The 19,655-nt window shown below is 45.9% G+C and carries 23 protein-coding genes; 20 read left to right on the forward strand and 3 right to left on the reverse strand.

The features are described 5' to 3' along the window. Window positions 1–11 precede the first annotated feature (11 nt). The 11 genes from CXL14_RS10520 to CXL14_RS10570 all read left to right on the forward strand — a co-directional run bounded on the left by CXL14_RS10520 (window position 12) and on the right by CXL14_RS10570 (window position 9,183). Complete coding sequence (locus tag CXL14_RS10520; RefSeq protein WP_003152749.1) at window positions 12–278, forward strand: IreB family regulatory phosphoprotein; 267 nt, start codon at window positions 12–14, stop codon at window positions 276–278. Between the two features lie 8 nt (window positions 279–286). Next, window positions 287–703, forward strand: coding sequence for a Holliday junction resolvase RuvX (gene ruvX / locus CXL14_RS10525; protein ID WP_003152750.1), 417 nt, complete (start codon window positions 287–289; stop codon window positions 701–703). Between the two features lie 12 nt (window positions 704–715). Beyond that, window positions 716–997, forward strand: a complete 282-nt coding sequence (locus CXL14_RS10530) for a DUF1292 domain-containing protein (protein WP_003152751.1) — start codon at window positions 716–718, stop codon at window positions 995–997. Window positions 998–1,107: 110 nt separating this feature from the next. Then, complete coding sequence (gene mltG, locus CXL14_RS10535; protein WP_089072452.1) at window positions 1,108–2,199, forward strand: endolytic transglycosylase MltG; 1,092 nt, start codon at window positions 1,108–1,110, stop codon at window positions 2,197–2,199. Window positions 2,200–2,350: 151 nt separating this feature from the next. After that, complete coding sequence (locus CXL14_RS10540) at window positions 2,351–3,004, forward strand: O-methyltransferase (RefSeq protein ID WP_014418515.1); 654 nt, start codon at window positions 2,351–2,353, stop codon at window positions 3,002–3,004. Between the two features lie 6 nt (window positions 3,005–3,010). Then, a complete protein-coding gene (locus CXL14_RS10545) occupies window positions 3,011–3,940 on the forward strand; it encodes a peptidase U32 family protein (RefSeq protein ID WP_007408214.1) in 930 nt (309 codons plus the stop codon). A gap of 17 nt (window positions 3,941–3,957) precedes the next feature. After that, complete coding sequence (locus CXL14_RS10550; RefSeq protein WP_089072451.1) at window positions 3,958–5,226, forward strand: peptidase U32 family protein; 1,269 nt, start codon at window positions 3,958–3,960, stop codon at window positions 5,224–5,226. Between the two features lie 6 nt (window positions 5,227–5,232). Next, window positions 5,233–5,868, forward strand: a complete 636-nt coding sequence (gene udk / locus CXL14_RS10555; RefSeq protein ID WP_003152763.1) for a uridine kinase — start codon at window positions 5,233–5,235, stop codon at window positions 5,866–5,868. A gap of 253 nt (window positions 5,869–6,121) precedes the next feature. Continuing rightward, entirely contained in the window at window positions 6,122–6,595 is a 474-nt protein-coding gene (gene greA / locus CXL14_RS10560) for a transcription elongation factor GreA (RefSeq protein WP_003152766.1), read from the forward strand. Window positions 6,596–6,648: 53 nt separating this feature from the next. Then, a complete protein-coding gene (locus tag CXL14_RS10565) occupies window positions 6,649–8,403 on the forward strand; it encodes a peptidoglycan D,D-transpeptidase FtsI family protein (RefSeq protein WP_089072450.1) in 1,755 nt (584 codons plus the stop codon). A 63-nt stretch (window positions 8,404–8,466) separates the two neighbouring features. Then, window positions 8,467–9,183: a YrrS family protein gene (locus CXL14_RS10570; protein ID WP_021494371.1), complete on the forward strand. Its 717-nt coding sequence runs from the start codon at window positions 8,467–8,469 to the stop codon at window positions 9,181–9,183. 39 nt (window positions 9,184–9,222) lie between these two features. Here CXL14_RS10570 and CXL14_RS10575 read toward each other — a convergent pair whose 3' ends face one another. Continuing rightward, on the reverse strand, window positions 9,223–9,426 hold the full coding sequence (locus tag CXL14_RS10575; protein WP_003152771.1) for a YrzA family protein: 204 nt from the start codon (window positions 9,424–9,426) through the stop codon (window positions 9,223–9,225). A 183-nt stretch (window positions 9,427–9,609) separates the two neighbouring features. Here CXL14_RS10575 and CXL14_RS10580 point away from each other — a divergent pair, with 183 nt between their 5' ends. The 5 genes from CXL14_RS10580 to CXL14_RS10600 all read left to right on the forward strand — a co-directional run bounded on the left by CXL14_RS10580 (window position 9,610) and on the right by CXL14_RS10600 (window position 13,396). Next, complete coding sequence (locus tag CXL14_RS10580; protein WP_014418461.1) at window positions 9,610–10,251, forward strand: class I SAM-dependent methyltransferase; 642 nt, start codon at window positions 9,610–9,612, stop codon at window positions 10,249–10,251. 20 nt (window positions 10,252–10,271) lie between these two features. Further along, the gene (gene mtnN / locus CXL14_RS10585) at window positions 10,272–10,967 is read left to right on the forward strand and encodes a 5'-methylthioadenosine/S-adenosylhomocysteine nucleosidase (protein WP_003152774.1); all 696 of its coding nucleotides are present in this window, start codon (window positions 10,272–10,274) and stop codon (window positions 10,965–10,967) included. A 47-nt stretch (window positions 10,968–11,014) separates the two neighbouring features. Next, the gene (locus CXL14_RS10590) at window positions 11,015–11,938 is read left to right on the forward strand and encodes an O-acetylserine dependent cystathionine beta-synthase (RefSeq protein WP_015387961.1); all 924 of its coding nucleotides are present in this window, start codon (window positions 11,015–11,017) and stop codon (window positions 11,936–11,938) included. 1 nt (window position 11,939) lies between these two features. Next, the gene (locus tag CXL14_RS10595; protein WP_101287789.1) at window positions 11,940–13,082 is read left to right on the forward strand and encodes a bifunctional cystathionine gamma-lyase/homocysteine desulfhydrase; all 1,143 of its coding nucleotides are present in this window, start codon (window positions 11,940–11,942) and stop codon (window positions 13,080–13,082) included. Between the two features lie 83 nt (window positions 13,083–13,165). Beyond that, entirely contained in the window at window positions 13,166–13,396 is a 231-nt protein-coding gene (locus tag CXL14_RS10600) for a YrhC family protein (protein ID WP_012118061.1), read from the forward strand. A gap of 38 nt (window positions 13,397–13,434) precedes the next feature. Here CXL14_RS10600 and CXL14_RS10605 read toward each other — a convergent pair whose 3' ends face one another. Beyond that, entirely contained in the window at window positions 13,435–13,926 is a 492-nt protein-coding gene (locus CXL14_RS10605; protein WP_007612765.1) for a helical membrane plugin domain-containing protein, read from the reverse strand. A gap of 17 nt (window positions 13,927–13,943) precedes the next feature. Then, a complete protein-coding gene (gene fdhF / locus CXL14_RS10610; protein WP_087920802.1) occupies window positions 13,944–16,886 on the reverse strand; it encodes a formate dehydrogenase subunit alpha in 2,943 nt (980 codons plus the stop codon). Window positions 16,887–17,192: 306 nt separating this feature from the next. On the opposite strand from fdhF, the gene CXL14_RS10615 reads away from it, so the two are divergent. From CXL14_RS10615 to CXL14_RS20180, 4 genes are all read left to right on the forward strand, one after another. Then, window positions 17,193–17,561: a Na-translocating system protein MpsC family protein gene (locus CXL14_RS10615; RefSeq protein WP_007408224.1), complete on the forward strand. Its 369-nt coding sequence runs from the start codon at window positions 17,193–17,195 to the stop codon at window positions 17,559–17,561. A gap of 267 nt (window positions 17,562–17,828) precedes the next feature. Then, window positions 17,829–18,629, forward strand: a complete 801-nt coding sequence (locus CXL14_RS10620; protein WP_007408225.1) for a formate/nitrite transporter family protein — start codon at window positions 17,829–17,831, stop codon at window positions 18,627–18,629. 389 nt (window positions 18,630–19,018) lie between these two features. Beyond that, entirely contained in the window at window positions 19,019–19,159 is a 141-nt protein-coding gene (locus CXL14_RS10630) for a YrzI family small protein (protein WP_003152787.1), read from the forward strand. 172 nt (window positions 19,160–19,331) lie between these two features. Next, window positions 19,332–19,487, forward strand: a complete 156-nt coding sequence (locus tag CXL14_RS20180; protein WP_007408227.1) for a hypothetical protein — start codon at window positions 19,332–19,334, stop codon at window positions 19,485–19,487. Window positions 19,488–19,655: the final 168 nt, after the last annotated feature.

A 19,655-nucleotide genomic window follows, 5' to 3' on the forward strand; every position in this document is an offset into this window, starting at 1 on the left:
GGTGCAAAACGGTGAGCTCGTTTGATAAAACGATGAAATTTAATTTCTCCGATGATTCTGCTGAAACAAACGTCGAAGAAGTGCTGATTACGGTATATGATGCGCTTCAGGAAAAGGGGTACAATCCTATCAACCAGATTGTCGGATACTTGCTGTCTGGAGATCCTGCATACATTCCTAGGCATCGCGACGCCCGGAACTTAATTCGCAAACTGGAACGTGACGAATTAATCGAGGAATTGGTAAAATCCTATCTAGAACAGCATAAAGAGGCGTAAATACATTCATGAGAATATTGGGACTTGATCTTGGAACGAAAACACTCGGCGTAGCTTTAAGCGATGAAATGGGCTGGACCGCTCAAGGCATTGAGACGATAAAAATAAACGAGGCTGAAGGAGATTACGGTCTGGACCGTTTATCCGAGCTGATGAAAGACTATAATGTAGAGAAGATCGTGCTCGGTTTTCCGAAAAACATGAACGGGACGATCGGTCCAAGAGGCGAAGCCAGCCAAACATTTGCGAAACTGCTTGAAACAGCGTACAATGTCCCTGTTGTGCTGTGGGACGAGCGTCTGACGACGATGGCGGCTGAAAAAATGCTGATCGCGGCTGACGTGAGCAGGCAAAAACGAAAAAAAGTCATTGATAAAATGGCGGCTGTCATGATCCTTCAAGGATATCTGGACAGTTTAAACTAAGAGGTGAAAGAAATGGAACACGGCGAAAAACACATTACAATTGTCGATGATCAAGGCAACGAACAGCTTTGCGAAGTGCTGTTCACATTTGAAAACGACACATTCAACAAATCTTACGTACTTTATTATCCGATTGATGCTCAAGACGATGATGAAATCGAAATTCACGCTTCAAGCTTCGAACCGAACGAAAACGGTGAAGACGGCGAACTGATGCCGATTGAAACCGATGAAGAGTGGGAAATGATCGAAGAAACGCTGAACACGTTTTTAGCGGAAGAAGACGAAGAATAAAATGAACGGAAAAAGCCGGAGCGCATATGCGCTTCGGCTTTTTTTTGTAATAAATTGCCGAATGCACAAGAATCATGTAGTATAAGAGCTGTTGGGAGGAAAATACTTGTATGAATATCAATCAGACTAAAAATTCATTTCCGCGTAAAAACAAAAAAACGACGATAATACTGTCCTCCGTGATCGCTCTGCTTATCATCATTGGCGGTGCTTTTTTCTATGGAAAATCTCTGCTGTCCCCGGTTGACAAAGGCAGCAAAACGGCAGTCAATATTAATATTCCGAGCGGTTCTTCCGTTTCGGCAATCGCTGAAATTCTTGAGTATCAGCATGTCATCAAAAGCAAAAAAGCATTTCAGCTGTATGTGAAGTATAAAGGCGCTTCCGGGTTTCAGGCGGGATTTTACCACCTGAATAAAGGAATGGATGCGGATGCGATTATCAAAAAACTGACCGCGGGATCAACGGGATATGCCTTTCAGATCTCCGTTCCTGAAGGAAAACAGCTTACACAGATTGCGGATGCGATCGCAAAAGAAACATCATATTCAAAAGAAGAGATCATGGCGAAACTGGATGACAAAACATTCATCGGCAAACTGAAAAAACAGTTTCCTGATACGATAACGGACGCGCTTTCAAACAAGAAGCTCAAGCATCCGCTCGAAGGCTATCTGTATCCGGCCACATATCCGTTTAATGATCCGGATGCATCGCTTGACACGATTTTGACGGCAATGGTTCAGGAAACAAACACCCGTATCGAAACGTATAAATCTGAACTGGAAAAAAAGAAACTTTCCGTCCATAACGCGCTGACAATGGCATCACTTATTGAAGAAGAAGCCACCGCCAAAGCCGACCGTCACAAAATCGCCAGCGTTTTTTACAACAGGCTCGAAGAAAAAATGCCGCTGCAGACTGACCCGACGGTATTATATGCGGCCGGTAAGCATAAAAGCCGGGTCTACTACAAAGACCTGAAAATTGATTCTCCGTTTAATACGTATAAACATAAGGGGATGCCGCCGGGACCGATTGCAAATGCCGGCGATTCATCATGGGAAGCGGCTCTCCGCCCTGACAAAACGGATTATCTCTATTTCCTTGCAAAATCAAACGGCGAGGTTGTTTTCACCAAAACATTAAAAGACCATAATAAAGCGAAGGAAAAGTATATTTCCAAAAAAGACAGCGAATAAAAGGAGGGCAAAAGCTCTCCTTTTATTCCATTCTGAAAGGTTTTATGATAAAATATATCGGGTTGTTTACTTATGGATAAAGAAGTGTCTTAAGAGAGTGTCCCCGCGGATTCGTCAGGGGCACTCCTTTTTAGAACGGAGGCTGTTTGCCGTGAATGATCGGTATGAACAAATAAACGAGTATATAAACGCGATGCTGAAGCCTCGGCCTGATAAAGTGAAAAAGCTTGAAGCCTATGCAAAAGAGCACCATGTTCCGATTATGGAAGAAGCGGGCATTGAAGTGCTGCTTCAAATGCTGTCGATTCAACAGGCGAAAAACATTTTGGAAATCGGCGCGGCAATCGGATATTCCGCCATACGGATGGCGCTTGAGCTTCCGGATGCGAATATTTACACGATTGAACGGGACGACAAACGCTATGAAGAAGCTGTGAACAATATAAAAGACTTTGAAATGGAAAATCGGATTCACGTAATGCACGGGGATGCGCTGGAACTTTCTGAGTCTGTCCGTGTCACGGCTCCTTATGATGCCATTTTTATCGACGCGGCCAAAGGCCAGTACACGAACTTTTTTGAGCTCTATGAACCGATGCTTGCGCCGGATGGAGTCATTTTTACGGACAATGTTCTGTTTAAAGGACTGGTGGCACAAAATCACTCGGACATTGAGCCGAAAAGAAGACGGAAGCTTGTTGAAAAAATTGATCAATATAACCAATGGCTGATGAACCGGCCTGACTATCAAACGGTCATACTGCCGGTCGGAGACGGCATCGCCATCAGTAAAAAGAAGAGGTGAAGGATCATGAAAAAACCTGAACTTTTGGTGACTCCGACTTCTGTACAGGATATTCTTCCGCTCATTCAAGCGGGCGCAACGGCCCTGTTAGTCGGAGAACAGAGATACGGCCTAAGACTGGCCGGTGAATTTTCAAGAGAAGATATAAAAGAAGCCGTAAAGACAGCTCATCAGGAAGGCGCGAAAGTGTACGCCGCCGTGAATGCTATTTTTCACAACGAAAAAGTGGACGAGCTGAACGGCTATCTTGCCTTTTTGCAGGAGGCCGGCGTTGATGCGGCTGTTTTCGGTGATCCGGCCGTTTTAATGGCGGCGCGTGAAGCGGCTCCCGAGCTTAAACTGCACTGGAGCACGGAAACAACGGGAACCAACTACTATTCCTGCAATTACTGGGGACGCAAAGGCGCACGGCGGGCAGTGCTGGCTAAGGAATTAAATATGGACAGCATCATTGACATAAAAGAAAACGCCGAAGTGGAAATTGAAATTCAAATCCACGGCATGACGTGCATGTTCCAATCGAAGCGTTCTTTAGTGGGCCATTACTTCGAATACCAGGGAAAAGTCATGGACATCGAACAGAAGAAAAAAGAAGCGGGGATGTTTCTGCATGACAAGGAACGGGGCAATAAATACCCGATTTTTGAAGATGAAAACGGCACGCACATCATGAGCCCGAACGATGTGTGCATGATTGATGAATTAGAGGACCTGATGGACGCCGGCATCGATTCTTTCAAAATCGACGGAGTTTTGAAGTCTCCTGAATACTTAACTGAAGTGACCCGCATGTACAGAGAAGCAATCGATTTGTGCTTCGAAAGCCGAGAGACATACGAAGAGAAAAAAGAGAGCTGGATAGAGCGGATTGAAAGCATTCAGCCTGTGAACAGAAGCATCGACACAGGATTCTTCTTTAAAGAAACGGTCTATTAAAAAGGAGGGTGCAACGGATGACAGCCGTAAATCAAACCATTTCCAAAGTCGTAAACGGAAAACGCGTCATTACGAAAAAACCTGAACTCCTTGCTCCGGCAGGAAACCTTGAAAAATTAAAAATTGCCGTTCATTACGGAGCGGACGCGGTTTTTATCGGAGGACAGGAATACGGACTCCGCTCAAATGCGGATAACTTCTCAATAGAAGAAATCGCAGAGGGCGTAGAATTTGCCAAAAAATACGGGGCAAAAATATATGTGACAACAAACATTTTCGCCCATAATGAAAATATGGACGGTCTGGAAGAATACTTAAAAGCGTTGGGAGACGCAAAAGTTGCCGGAATTATCGTCGCTGATCCGCTGATTATTGAAACATGCCGGAGAGTGGTCCCGGACGTAGAAATTCACCTCAGCACACAGCAGTCCCTTTCCAACTGGAAAGCGGTGCAGTTCTGGAAAGAAGAAGGGCTTGACCGCGTGGTGCTTGCCCGTGAAACGAGCGGACTGGAAATTAAAGAAATGAAGGAAAAGGTGGATATTGAAATTGAAACCTTTATCCACGGCGCCATGTGTATCGCTTATTCAGGCCGATGCGTGCTGAGCAATCATATGACGGCCCGGGATTCCAACCGCGGCGGCTGCTGTCAGTCCTGCCGCTGGGATTATGACCTGTATCAGACAGACGGTGCAAACGCGGTCGCGCTCTATGATGAAGAAGACGCTCCGTTTGCGATGAGTCCGAAAGATTTAAAATTGATTGAATCCATTCCGCAAATGATCGAGATGGGCATCGACAGCCTGAAAATTGAAGGCCGGATGAAATCAATTCATTACGTTGCGACGGTTGTCAGCGTGTATCGCAAAGTCATCGACGCATACTGCGCTGATCCTGAAAACTTTGTCATTCAAAAAGAATGGCTGGATGAGCTGGACAAATGTGCAAACCGGGATACCGCGCCTGCTTTCTTTGAAGGCACGCCCGGGTATGAAGAGCAGATGTTCGGTGAACACGGAAAGAAAACAACATTTGATTTTGCCGGTCTCGTGCTCGCGTATAACGAGGACACTCAAATGGTGACGCTCCAGCAGCGCAATTTCTTTAAACAAGGTGACGAAGTGGAATTTTTCGGTCCTGAAATCGACAATTTCACATTCACAATCGGCACTATTTGGGACGAAGACGGAAACGAGCTTGATGCTGCCCGCCATCCCCTGCAAATCGTTACATTTAAAGTAGACAAAAAGATTTATCCGAGCAACATGATGAGAAAGGGGAAGTAATCACCAATGGGTAAGAGTCCTGTAGTTATAGGCATCGCAGGAGGTTCCGGATCAGGAAAAACAAGCGTCACCCGTTCCATCTATGAACAGTTTAAAGGACACTCGATTTTAATGATCCAGCAAGACCTTTATTATAAAGACCAAAGCCATCTTCCGTTTGAAGAAAGGCTGAACACAAACTATGATCACCCGCTCGCATTTGATAATGACTATTTAATCGAGCATATTCAAGAGCTTTTGAATTACCGGCCGATAGAAAAGCCGATTTATGATTATAAACTGCATACGCGTTCTGAGGAAACCATTCCGGTTGAGCCGAAGGATGTCATAATTCTGGAAGGCATTCTCGTTCTCGAAGATAAAAGGCTTCGCGACCTCATGGATATGAAACTTTATGTTGACACGGACGCGGATCTCCGTATCATCAGACGGATTATGAGAGATATTAACGAAAGAGGCCGTTCAATCGATTCTGTCATTGAGCAGTATGTGTCCGTCGTCAGACCGATGCACAATCAGTTTGTTGAACCGACGAAACGCTACGCGGACATCATTATTCCGGAAGGCGGGCAAAACCACGTCGCAATCGATCTGATGGTCACGAAGATTCAAACGATCCTTGAACAAAATGCAATTTTGTAATACCATAGCATAGACATAAATAACTCAGACCATATTATGTATAGGCTGGAAGGGAATGAGACAGTTCCCTTCTTTCCCTGTTTATAAACCGAAACATTTGCAGAAAACACACATTCAGTTTAAGATAAACAGTACCTATATGGGAGAGAAGAACGAGGACTGCCCTGTGTTCTCATTCTTGATTTTTTCGTTTATGCTCTCATACATAATCACACGTTATTGTTGAGGGACAACCACCAAGGAGTGAAGGAACATGGCACAAGAAAAAGTTTTTCCGATGACTCACGAAGGAAAACAAAAACTTGAACAAGAATTAGAGCAATTGAAAACGGTTAAACGTAAAGAAGTAGTAGAACGCATTAAAATCGCAAGAAGCTTCGGAGATCTGTCAGAGAACTCTGAGTATGATTCTGCAAAAGAAGAACAGGCATTTGTGGAAGGGCGCATCACGACGCTTGAAAACATGATCCGGAATGCGAAAATCATCGAGGACGACGGCGGTTCAAATGTAGTCGGTTTGGGAAAAACCGTATCATTTATCGAATTGCCGGACGGTGAAGAAGAATCTTACACGATTGTCGGAAGCGCTGAAGCTGATCCGTTTGAAGGAAAAATTTCAAACGACTCGCCAATCGCCAAAAGCCTGCTCGGCAGAAAAGTGGACGAAGAAGTGACAGTTCAGACGCCGGGCGGAGAAATGCTCGTGAAAATTGTGAAAATTTCATAAGATCCGTTTAACAATGAAACACCTCGTCCAAAATGTGGATGAGGTGTTTTTTTATGATCGTATCAAAAAGGCTGAAAACGGCCGTGATTTGTTTTCTGCTCGTGTTTTTCTTTCTCCTTGCGAGGCTGGCTGAAATTCAGCTGTTTTTTACAGAATCTTTTTCAAAATCCAATATTAATCTGATTCAGGAAAGCGTCAAGCAGCGGACGGAAGAAGTCCTTATTTCAGACGGACGCGGCTCTTTTCTTGATCGGAACGGCAAAGAACTGACCGGAAAAAAGCAGCCTGCCGTCATACTGTTTCCCTTTCTCGTGACGCAGGATTGGCCGGTTGACCGGGTATCAGACATTCTCGGAATGAAACAGAGGGAGCTCAGGCAGCTGCTCACGGAAGCAAAAAAACCGGTGATCCTGAACAGCAGAAAAATAAAACATTTGACGAAACAATCCGTGTCAAATATCAATTCTTTGAAATATCCCGGCATTTACGGCGTATATATGAAAGACAGCAAAGAAACAAACATAGCCGCTCATCTGTTGGGCGCGACAAACCAGGACCCTGAGCTTTTGAAAAAGAAATACCCCGGCAGGAAGGAACTGCCGATCACGGCAAAAATCGGGACAAGCGGGATGGAGCGGACGTTTGATGAGTTTTTACTGGCGGATCAGGACACAAAACTTTTGTATCATGTCGACGGAAGGGGAAACCCTTTATTCGGAATGGACGTCAAATATACGGCTGAAGCAAACGCGTTTTATCCGCTGCAAGTCAAAACCTCCATCGACCGCAATATTCAAAAAGCAATGGAAGATGTATTGAAAGACCGCGGGTTAAAAAAGGGGGGAGCCGTCCTTTTAGACATTGAAAAAAGCAGTGTGCTCGGAATGGTATCAAAGCCTGACGCCGACATGTCAAAGCAGCAGACACTGCAAAATTACATGCTGACGCCGATTTATCCGGGATCAGTATTTAAAACGGTGATCGCCGCAGCCGCAATAGAACAAAACGAAGTGAAGCCGGGCACATCCTTTAACTGCAATCTCAACCTGTACGGAGAGCCGGGGGATGACAAAGGCACGCTCAGTTTTGGAGAAAGCTTTGCCCAAAGCTGCAATTATACGTTTACAAGTCTTGCGGAAAAATTGATCAAAAAAGATGATTCCGTTATTGAAAACATGGCGGAAAAACTCGGTCTCACCCAGCGGGCGGGCTGGGAAGGCAAGCTGTACCGGGAAGACCGATTCAGGCAGCTGTATAATGAAAAAAGCGGGGTCATTTGGGGAGATGACAAAGACAAAACCGTAAAAAAAGCCGTCGCACAGACGGCGATCGGGCAAAAAAACGTGAAAGTCACGCCTCTTGAAGTCGCCAATATGATGGCGGCGATCGCGCGCGGCGGTGAAAAAAAACAAGTGAAAATCGCGGACAAAATTGAATACAAAAACAAAACGACGATGGCATCATTCAAAGATCAGCCGTTAAAAGGGGAAAACATCGACAAATATACGGCGCAGCAGCTTCAAAAAATTCTCAGAGAAGTCGTCACCTCACCGAAAGGAACCGGCCGAAGGTTTCAGGACCTGCCGTATGAGATAGCAGGCAAATCGGGAACGGCCCAGACGGGAATGTTCACAAAAGAAAAACAGACGCTTTACCACAAATGGTTTGCGGGATACTTTCCCGCGGACAAGCCGAAATACGCTCTCGTGGTGCTGCACATGGACACGCCGGGGGATAAGGCTCTGACAAATACAGTGTTTTATGATATTGTTAAAAAGGTACATGAAAATGAAATAAATCAGACATAGAACAACCGCTCAGCCCATGTTAAAATATATGCTGAGCAAGAGGGATAAAGGAGTGCAGAATGATTGAGCAATAAACAATCTCGTTTTGAAAACCGTGATAAGCGCAGAAAAGCAAATATGGTGCTTAACATTTTAATTGCTATCGTATCTATTCTTATTGTCGTCGTTGCCGTCAGCCTCTTCATCAACAGTCCGTCGGGCGACGTGAGCGAAAAAGCGGACACGAGCCAGAAGCAGGAAACACCTGCATCAGGCAAGACGAAGCAGACATCGGATGAAGACATAAAAGACAGCAAAAAAGATACGGCATCAGACGATGACAAAAAAGATAAACAGGATAAGGACACATCTGATTCATCTTCAGACTCTGACAGCAAAAAAGACGATGATTCATCGAAAAGTGATGACAGCAGCAAAAAAGACTCTGATTCAAGCGATCCTTTTAAAGGCGCAAAAATAACAGAGGGCGGCTCATCAAGCGATGTCGAGAAAACAATTGTTAACCCAAAATGGAAAGCGGTCGGCACAAAGCAAACGGGAGAACATGCGGCGACGTATGACTCAAGCTCTGAAGACTGGTCCGAAATGCTTGACGCCATCTCTTACGCAACCGGCGTGTCAAAAGATCACATGACAGTGCTGTGGCTCGGAAACAATGGAAGCCCGCAAGATGCGAAGGGTAAAGTTTTAGACAAAACGAACGGCAAAAAGTATCAGGTCACCATCACTTGGAAAGACAAAAAAGGCTGGAAGCCGACAAAAGTAGAAACCTTAAAATAACCGCAAAAAAGCAGCTGATTAATCAGCTGCATTTTTCTGTCATACGTCAGCTGAAAAATGCACCGACGCGCTGTAAAGGATTCTGCCGTCAACGGCCGTCACCTGATGGGATACGGAACGGACGCGAAGCATAATCGCCTGGTTGTTTTCAATCTGAACGTTTATTTTCTTTTCAAGCTCCTGCAAAGATGCCGCTTCGAAAAACTCTACTTTATCTTTGATTAAATCCAATTGAAAATTCATCAGTACAGATCCTCCTGATTTTTCTTCTGAGTCAATGAAAGTATAAGCCTTTCTGCCGTAATTGCGCAATAATCCCAAAGTATTTTAGTACCCTTCCATTCTTTTTTGTGATAGGATAGTAACTGTTCCATGATTAATCCATACTATACTCATAGGAATTATAAAATATGGAGAGTGAAAAATATGGGCCGTGAATTTATTCCTTTATTTGAAGATTGGGCAGCGACTTATGACGCCACAGTGCACGGGGCTGACAAACAATATGCTGCTGTTTTTAAAGGATATGACAACATTCTTGACAGCATTGTCGCACTTTCAGGTTCAAACGTTTTAGAGTTCGGACCGGGAACGGGGAATTTAACGGCGAAATTAGCCGCCGCGAACAAAAAGGTGTTTGGTGTAGAACCGTCTCCGTCAATGAGAAAACTGGCGGCTGACAAGCTTTCTGACAAAGCCGTGTTCAGTGACGGAGATTTTCTGGAGTTTCCCGCTCCGCCTTTTCAAATAGATACCATCGTCAGCTCGTACGCCTTTCATCATTTAACCGATGAAGAAAAGCGAACGGCTGTAAAGCAGTATGGCGCAATCCTTCAGAAGCATGATAAAATAGTGTTTGCCGATACAGTCTTTAAAGATCATGAAGCTTATGATGAAACCATTAAAAAAGCAATCCGAAACGGCTATCATCAATTAGCGGACGATTTAAAGACGGAACATTATCCGACACTCGGGACAATGAAAAACATCTTTTCAGAAGAGGGATTTGCCGCGCGGTTTACGCAGCAAAATGACTTTGTCTGGATAATGGAGGCGATTAAACGGTAAATCGAAGGGATTGTGTATAAATGAAACTGGCAGTCATCGGAGCAATGGAAGAAGAAGTTACGATTTTAAGAAGCAAACTGAAAGACGCAAAACAAGAGATGATCGCTCACTGTGAGTTTACAACTGGCAGCTATGAAGGCGTCGAAGTCATCTTGCTGAAATCGGGTATCGGGAAAGTCAACGCAGCGATCAGCACGACGCTTCTGCTTGACCGTTTCAAACCTGATTATGTGATTAACACAGGCTCAGCGGGCGGTTTTCATCATACATTGAATGTAGGCGACGTCGTCATCTCAACAGATGTCCGCCATCATGACGTGGATGTGACGGCGTTTGACTATGAATACGGACAGGTGCCGGGTCTTCCGGCAGCATACAAAGCTGATGAAAAGCTGATCAGCATTACTGAGGAAGCGGTTTCTGAACTGAACGGCATTCAAGTCGCCAAAGGCACAATCGCTACGGGAGATTCTTTTATGAATGATCCGAAGCGGGTTGAAGACGTACGCGCCAAATTTGCGGATTTGTACGCGGTTGAAATGGAAGCTGCGGCTGTCGCACAGGTGTGCCACCAGTTCAAAACGCCTTTTGTTGTCATCAGAGCTTTATCTGATATTGCCGGAAAAGAATCTGACGTTTCATTTGATAAATTTTTAGAACAGGCTGCCGTTCATTCAACTGAGCTTGTCCTGAATGTCATCAAACGAATTCACTAAGCGGGGGATTCTCGTTCTCCTCCGCTTTTCCAGGAGGAGGACACATATTGAACGTGATAACAGATATTACAGAACTGATCGGAAATACACCGCTGCTCCGTCTCAAGCATTTTGATATACCGGAGGGAACAGCGGTTTATGCTAAGCTTGAGATGATGAATCCGGGCGGAAGCATTAAAGACAGGCTGGGCGGGATGCTCATTGAAGATGCGCTTCGCACGGGAAAGGTGAAACCGGGCGGCGTTATCATTGAGGCGACTGCCGGAAACACCGGGATCGGACTCGCTCTGTGCGCCAGAAAGCATCAGCTTCGCGCCGTTTTTTGCGTCCCGGAGCATTTCAGCAGAGAAAAGCAGCAAATTATGAAAGCTCTCGGAGCGGACATCGTGCATACGCCGAGAGAAGAAGGCATGCAGGGAGCCATCCGAAAAGCGCTTGAACTGGAGAGAGAGATTAATAATTCTTATGCCGTTCTGCAATTTAAAAACCGAGTAAATCCATTGACTTACTACAAAACGATCGGACCCGAAATATGGAACGCGCTCGGCGGGGATATCCACGCTTTTGTCGCAGGAGCGGGTTCCGGCGGCACCTTTGCCGGTACGGCAGCTTATTTAAAGGAGAAAAATCCTGCCGTCAAAACGGTGATCGTTGAACCGGAAGGCTCGATCCTGAACGGAGGAGAGCCGCATGCCCATAAAACGGAAGGCATCGGCATGGAGTTTATCCCGGATTATATGGACGAGAACCATTTTGACGCCATTTACACGGTGGAAGACGATACGGCGTTTTCGCTTGTCAGAGAAGCGGCCGAGAAAGAAGGCCTCTTAATCGGAAGCTCTTCAGGGGCGGCTCTTTATGCAGCGCTTGAAGAAGCGAAAAAAGCGCCCGCCGGATCAAATATCGTCACCATTTTCCCTGACGGCAGCGATCGATATATAAGCAAAAACATTTTTCAAGGAGGTCAGTAAGATGAAGAAAAAAACGCTGATGGTGCACGGAGGAATTACGGGAGATGAAAAAACAGGAGCGGTTTCCGTACCGATTTATCAAGTAAGCACGTACCGGCAGCCGAAAGCGGGCGAGCACACGGGTTATGAATATTCAAGAACGGCCAATCCGACGCGGACGGCGCTTGAAAGCTTAATTGCGGAGCTTGAAGGCGGAGCGGCGGGATATGCGTTCGGCTCAGGCATGGCTGCGATTACTGCCGTCATGATGCTGTTTGACAGCGGCGATCATGTTATTTTGACGGATGATGTATACGGCGGCACTTACCGGGTGATGACAGGTGTGCTGAACCGCTTCGGCATTGAAGCGGACTTTGTTGATACGAGCAGTGAAGAAAAAGTCAAAAAGGCCATTCGTCCGAATACGAAAGCCATTTATATCGAAACACCGACAAACCCGCTATTGAAAGTGACTGACCTCAAACTGATGTCTGACATCGCAAAAGAAGCGGGCGTATTGCTTATCGTCGATAATACGTTTTACACGCCGTATTTCCAGCAGCCGCTCAGCTTCGGCGCGGACATCGTGCTGCACAGCGCGACAAAATATCTCGGCGGCCACAGCGATGTCGTCGGCGGCTTAGTCGTCACGGCTGATAAAGAGCTCGGTGAAAAGCTTCATTACGTGCAAAACTCAACAGGCGGCGTTTTAGGACCGCAGGATTCATGGCTTTTAATGAGAGGGATTAAAACGCTGGGACTCAGAATGGATGCCATCAATCACAGCGCCGGGAAAATCGCCGGGCTGCTTGAAGCGCATGATGCCGTTCAGACGCTCTACTATCCGGGATCAGCGAAACATCCGGGCCATGAGCTGACAAAAGCGCAAAGCTCCGGTTTCGGCGGAATGATTTCCTTTGATGTCGGCAGCAGCGAACGCGTCGACACGTTTTTAGAAAAATTGAACCTGTTTACGATCGCGGAAAGTTTAGGAGCGGTTGAAAGCTTAATCTCCGTGCCGTCCAGAATGACGCACGCTTCGATCCCGCGCGACCGCCGGCTTGCGCTTGGCATTACCGACGGGCTCGTGCGGATCTCAGTCGGTATTGAGGATACTGAGGATTTAACGGCGGATGTGAAACAGGCGCTTGATTCACTTTTATAAAGAATGGATAGATTTACATTCTCTGTCGGCTGTCAGCTTGTATTATAATGTTGGTAGACTATAAAACTGGCAGGTGACCTTATATGGAGAAGAAAAGACTGAAATCATTAATAGAAGATTTTAAGCATTACGCATTTATTCTGCTTGCAGTCAGCACCTTCATTTATATCGGCGCGGTTCTTCCCGGACAAGGGCTGACTGCGGGCCAGAAAATGCTGATGTTTGTAACGGATTGTGTATTTTTAGCGGGCGCTTATTTCTGCGTTGACCGTTCACTTATTTATAAAAAGAGGCTGGAAGAGGCCGATGAATAAAAAAAGCCATTGTCTTTTGACAATGGTTTTTTCGTTTCTTATTCAGACGGGGTTTCGCGTAATTCTTTTCCCATTCCTTTTAAAAACTGCAGCCCGAAGCCGAGCGCGCGGTTAATATCAGGATCACCGACGGCTTTCATCAGTTCAAACATACTGACTTTCCTGTCCTCTTTTAAAAATCTTTGCGCCTGATCCGTCCCGGCCATGGCGCTTTCTAAAAGTCTGCCCATAAATTCGGGATCAGCTTTTGACAGCGCGCCTCCCGCGGCCATCATCGTATTCAGGAGATTGGTGACAGGTTCCCGGGAAATCTGTCCGAGTGCGATTTTGGCAATCTCCTCTTTTGCCTGGAGCATATAGCCGGCGGCATCAAAAATGCCCAAGCTATTCAGCTCTGCCATGATGGACATCGTTTTCGCGACGGCTTCTTCATTTTCTGCGAGAAGCGTCTTCAGCTCTTCCAGTTTTTCAGCTTTCAGCTGTTCCTCTGTTTTCGTTTCTTTTTGAATTTCAGTAATTGGGCTTGCCATAATGTTTCCTCCTTTCCTTAATCAGTTAAGTGCACATAGCCCGGACGGTTCCATTTTCGCTGAGCTTCCACACCGTTTTGCGGATGACGTTTTTTGTTCCGCGGATTCGTTTTCGGAAGCGGCGGAGTATCACAGGAACCGAGCACTTCCATGCGGACTTTTGTCTGCTTATAGGCAGGTGTATGTGTCCGTGAATCATACGCAGGCCCGGTCAGGAAATTAATCGCAGAATCTTTATCTGTAGAGTTCATCGGCAGATAAAGCTCATTTGCGCGGACGCGGTCTGTCACAAGCGCGTTCAATTTAACCGCCCCAAAAGGAGAGACGAGCCGGATCATTGTTCCGTCGCAAATTCCGCGTTCAGCCGCGAGCTCCGGCGATACTTCAACAAATACATCCGGAACTTTAGACTGAATGCCTTTTGACTTGTTTGTCATGTTTCCTTCGTGGAAATGTTCAAGCATCCGTCCGTTGTTAATATGCAGGTCATATTCTTCAGGGAATACAGCAGGCTCCACCCAATCGCTCAGCGCAAAGCGGGCTTTTTTGTCCGGGAAGTTAAAGCCGTCTTCATAAAGAAGCGGAGTGCTTTCTCCCGTAAAGCTTCCCCACAGGAAGCTGTTCCAGCCGCTAAGAACGTCGTAGCTTGCTTTTCCGAACAGCGGAGAAAGGCTCGCCATTTCTGAGAAAATGTCGCTAGGATGCGTGTAATTCCAATCAGCGCCTAAACGATTGGCGACTTCCTGAATAATCCACCAGTCGGGTTTTGCATCGCCGAGTGTCGGAAGCGCCTGATACAATCTTTGCACACGACGCTCTGTGTTTGTAAATGTTCCGTCTTTTTCAAGAGATGGAACCGCAGGCAGGATGACATCCGCGTATTGCGCCGTTCTTGAAAGGAAAATATCCTGTACAACAAAGAAATCAAGGCTGGATAAAATGTCATGAACATGGTTGGCGTTTGAATCGACGAGCGCCATATCTTCACCGACGAGATACATGGCTTTCATGTTTCCTTCTTCAATCGCATGGAGCATTTCGATATTATCAAGACCCGGCTTGCCGTCAATTTCAACACCGTAAGCTTTTTCGAATTTAGCGCGTGCCGCATCATCTGTAATATGCTGATATCCCGGAAGCCAGCCTGGAAGAGTTCCCATATCGCAAGCGCCTTGAACGTTGTTATGTCCCCGCAGCGGATAGGCTCCGGCGCCCGGACGGCGGTAGTTTCCTGTGGCAAGCAGCAGGTTGGAAATCGCCGCTGATGTATCAGAGCCGCCTGTATTCTGGGTTACGCCCATGCCCCAAAGAACACAAGTGCCGTCTGCATCACGAATCATTTCGGCAATGCGGATGATCGTATCCTGAGAAAGTCCGGTGATGCGCTCCGCATATTCCAATGTGTATTTTTCCAGCGTTTCTTTATAATCATCAAAGTAGTTGACATTTTCATCAATAAACGCCTGATCGTGCCAGCCTTGGTCAATCATATATTTCGTTACTGCCATGAGCCAGACCTGGTCAGTCCCTTGTTTCGGGCTGATAAAGAGGTCGGACCGTTCAGCCATTTCATTTCTGCGCAGATCGGCAACAATCAGTTTTTGGCCGTGCAGCTTATGGGCGCGCTTCACGCGTGTGGCCAGAACCGGATGTCCTTCCGCCGGATTGGCGCCGACGATGAGCACGAGGCCCGCTTTTGCGATATCTTTAATTGTGCCGGCGTCTCCGCCCATACCGACGGTGCGGAATAAGCCGTCCGTTGCCGGTGACTGGCAGTAGCGTGAACAGTTATCCACGTTGTTGGTTTCAAATACTTGGCGTGCCAATTTTTGAATGACGTAGTTGTCTTCATTCGTAATTTTAGAAGAAGAAATAAAACCGACAGAACCATTTCCGTGTTCGGCCTTGATCGAACCGAGTCTTGAAGCGACAAGGTCAAGGGCTTCTTCCCATGACGATTCAACAAATGCGCCGTTTTTCCGGATGAGCGGTTTTGTAATCCGTTCTTCCGAATTCACGAAGTCCCAGCCGAATTTCCCTTTCACACAAGTGGAAATCGCGTTAACCGGAGCATCGGAAACAGGCTGAATTTTAAGGATGTCACGGCCTTTTGTCCATACTTCAAAAGAGCATCCGACGCCGCAGAACGTGCAGACTGTTTTTGTTTTTTTCGTCCGTTTATCGCGCATAGCCGCTTCCACTTCTGACACGGCGAAGATGCTTGTATAGTCGGGTTCAACATTTTTTACTAAATCAATCATCGGTTCCATGACATCTTCTTTTATACCTGTCATAAATCCGGCTTGGCCGAGCATTGATTTTTCCATCAGTGCGTTACAAGGACAGACAGTGACACACTGGCCGCAGCTGACGCAGGATGATTCATTAATGGCGACGCCTTCATCCCAAATGACCCGCGGGCGGTCGCGCTCCCAATCAATTGAAAGAGTCTCATTCACCTGAAGGTTTTGACACACTTCCACACATTGGCCGCAGGCGATGCATTGGTTCGGATCATAGCGGTAAAACGGGTGAGACATATCAACCGCGCACTTTGAATCATCTTTCGGCGTATATGGATATTTCTGATGCTCAATTCCCATCATTTCCGCTGTATTATGCAGTGTGCAGTTGCCGTTGTTGTTATCGCATACCGTACAGTAAAGCAGGTGATTCTCGAGCAGGCGATCCATGGCCTCTGTCTGAGCCTCTTTTACCCTTCCCGACGTAAGCGAGATGGACATCCCGTTTTCTGCAGCCGTGGAACAAGAGCGCTGCAATTTCCCGTTTACTTCAACAATACAGGTGTCACATGTTTGAATCGGATCCACTTCCGGTACATGGCATATTTGCGGAATCTCAATTCCGTTTTGGTTTAAAATATCTAAAATCTTAGACCCCTCTGGTGCTTCATACTCCGTGCCGTCAATTTTGACACGGATAGACTGAACGTCTGTCACTTCCAATTCCCCTCCATCTTTTAAACTCGAAAAAAAGCCATGCACATAGATACCGGCCTCCTGTCCGGAGAACGGTATAAATACGCATGGCGGAATAGTTCACTAGCAAGTCTTACTAACAGACCAATCCTATTTGTATAAAACGATAGACTCGTAACACGTTTCCTATTACAAATCCATCTTCACTGCTTTTATTATAAGGTGATATTTATTATAATACAATACGAAAGGAAAACTTTAACCAGGTGAAATGTCACAAAGGGGAACCGGGAATGTCTTTCATAGGCTAAAATCGGAGGGGACAATATGTCTAAAAAAATTCATGAATTTAACGATATTATCCGGAAATTGCGCAAAGAATTATTTGGAAAGGGGCCTGAACGAATTCACACCGTTTTTGTGGATAACATGGCGGTATCTACACTTTACGGCAATCTAAGCGCAAGTGAGCAGTTTATCGCACGCACGCCTGAAGGAAGAGAAATGGTTCATGCGGCGCGGACCAGCTTAATTCAGGAACTGTATTCAAAACAAACGCCTGACGGAATGGAAGAGCTCATCGGAGCAAAGCTGGTGCATCTGTTTTCAGATATAAAAATAGAGGAAAATATTGCTGTATCGGTGTTTGTCTTTGACCGCTCAATTGAAGAGCATAAAGAAGAAATCAAAAGCTGACAATATTCAATTGACACGAAATTGTCACATTTGATATGATATGAACTGCCGGCAGTGGCCTAAGGACGATTTTTTATGGAATGTGTGCATGATCTGTACATATTCTATACCGCATATTTTCATTCTGCTTGATATTGGTGTATGGGTATGCATACAAGTTAGGCAGCATTCAAACCCTCGTTTTTTCAGACGGGTTAGTTGAATGCTGCCTTTTTTGTTAGGCGTCTTTGGAAACTGCGGGCTGAATTGTTAAATGGAGGGGTTATTATGGCTTTTCGTAAACCGGACGAAATAGCGGAGCTTGCGGTCGAATCAGGGGTAAAAAAGGTGCATTCACCGCTTTCAGCACTGATTGTATTAGGATTTTTGGGAGGAGCGTTTATCGCACTCGGTTATTTGCTTGATATCCGTGTCATCGGCGACCTTCCGAAAGAATGGGGAAGCCTGTCGAGTTTAATCGGGGCGTCCGTGTTTCCCATCGGATTGGTGCTCGTCGTTCTTGCCGGCGCGGAGCTGATTACGGGAAATATGATGTCGGTATCCATGGCGCTGTTTTCCAGAAGAATATCCGCCGGTGCATTAGTGAAAAATTGGGTGATCGTGACGTTGATGAATCTTGTCGGCGCACTGTTTGTCGCTTACTTTTTCGGACATGTTGTCGGATTAACCGAAACAGGACCTTACTTGGAAAAAACGATTGCGGTCGCACAAGGCAAATTGGATATGCCGTTTGGAAAAGTTATTGTTTCGGCGATCGGCTGTAACTGGCTTGTCTGTTTGGCCGTCTGGCTTTCTTTCGGCGCAGAAGACGGAGCCGGAAAAATCGCGGGTATATGGTTTCCGATTATGGCGTTTGTCGCAATTGGTTTTCAGCACGTTGTAGCCAATATGTTTATCATCCCGGCTGCGATTTTTGCAGGTTCTTTTTCGTGGGGTGATCTGATTGGCAATCTCATTCCGGCCTTTATCGGGAATGTCATCGGCGGGGCAGTGTTTGTCGGCCTTATTTATTTTATTGCATATTCAAAAAAAGATCAGAAAAAGCAAGGGATGAAAAGAGTTTCCTGAGGTAAGAAAGATGCCGGAAAACACGGACAATTGAAGCGGAATGCCAGCACATTTTCCGTCCAAATCTTGAAAAAAATGTTTACAAAATGGAAGTTGATGGATATACTTACAAAGTAAGAAAAAAGCAAAGGGAGGTTGAATCACATGACGACGTTAAACGGCAATCAAAATCTACAATTGAACCGATTCAGCCTGTGGAAGAGTTCGTGTCCTTCCTTAACCTCTGCCCGTCAAGCACGTTAATTTCGGAGTATCAGGACATTCGCAGCTCCCCGCAGGGAAAGAAGCATCGTCTTCTTTTGTCTGCGGATTTAGTCTGCCCGCAGCGCATATGAACTTTGCTGCGGGTTATTTTCGCTTGTGCGGATATTGAAAGGGGGTGAGCGATAATGACCATTAATCTTTTCTTTTTAACACTGACCATTTCAAAGCGTTTTAAAAGTGCGGAAGAGTATGAACGAGAACAGCAGGTCGAAGAGTTTTATAATGAAGCGAAAGAACGCCAGCTGAAACATTTTTATATGAACTAACGGACACGAAGGGCCAAAACGGAGGAGAAGGAGGAGATCATCATGTTCAGAATTGAACTGCTGAATCATTACACAATGGAGAAGGACCAGGTTTAGCGAGGATGCTGCTGTCACGTCGCAGACGGCCTGCATACCATGGTAAAGAAAGAAAAATTGGTTAGCGGGTGATAGCATGCAGGGCGGTCAGAACAGAATTCCATCCATCGGGCACGGGTATGCGTCAATGCCCCATTCATTTAAACACGGCTACGGCAACCCGTACCGCCGGCAGAGAATGGCGGCGCTTTCCCGGCAGACAAGATATATAGCACCGTATTATTGGTACTAGAGCAGGCGGAAAACCTACGTTTTCCGTCTTTTTTTATGAAAACAAATATAAATTTCAAATAAATCGAAACGTTCATGAAGAGAAGTGCGTCTAGTTAGTACCTCATACTAATACGAGGTAATATTATTTCTGAATAATAAATCACAGGAATGGAAAAGCGGGTGTTAT

Source organism: Bacillus sp. SJ-10 (assembly GCF_002843505.1).
Taxonomy (GTDB): domain Bacteria; phylum Bacillota; class Bacilli; order Bacillales; family Bacillaceae; genus Bacillus; species Bacillus velezensis.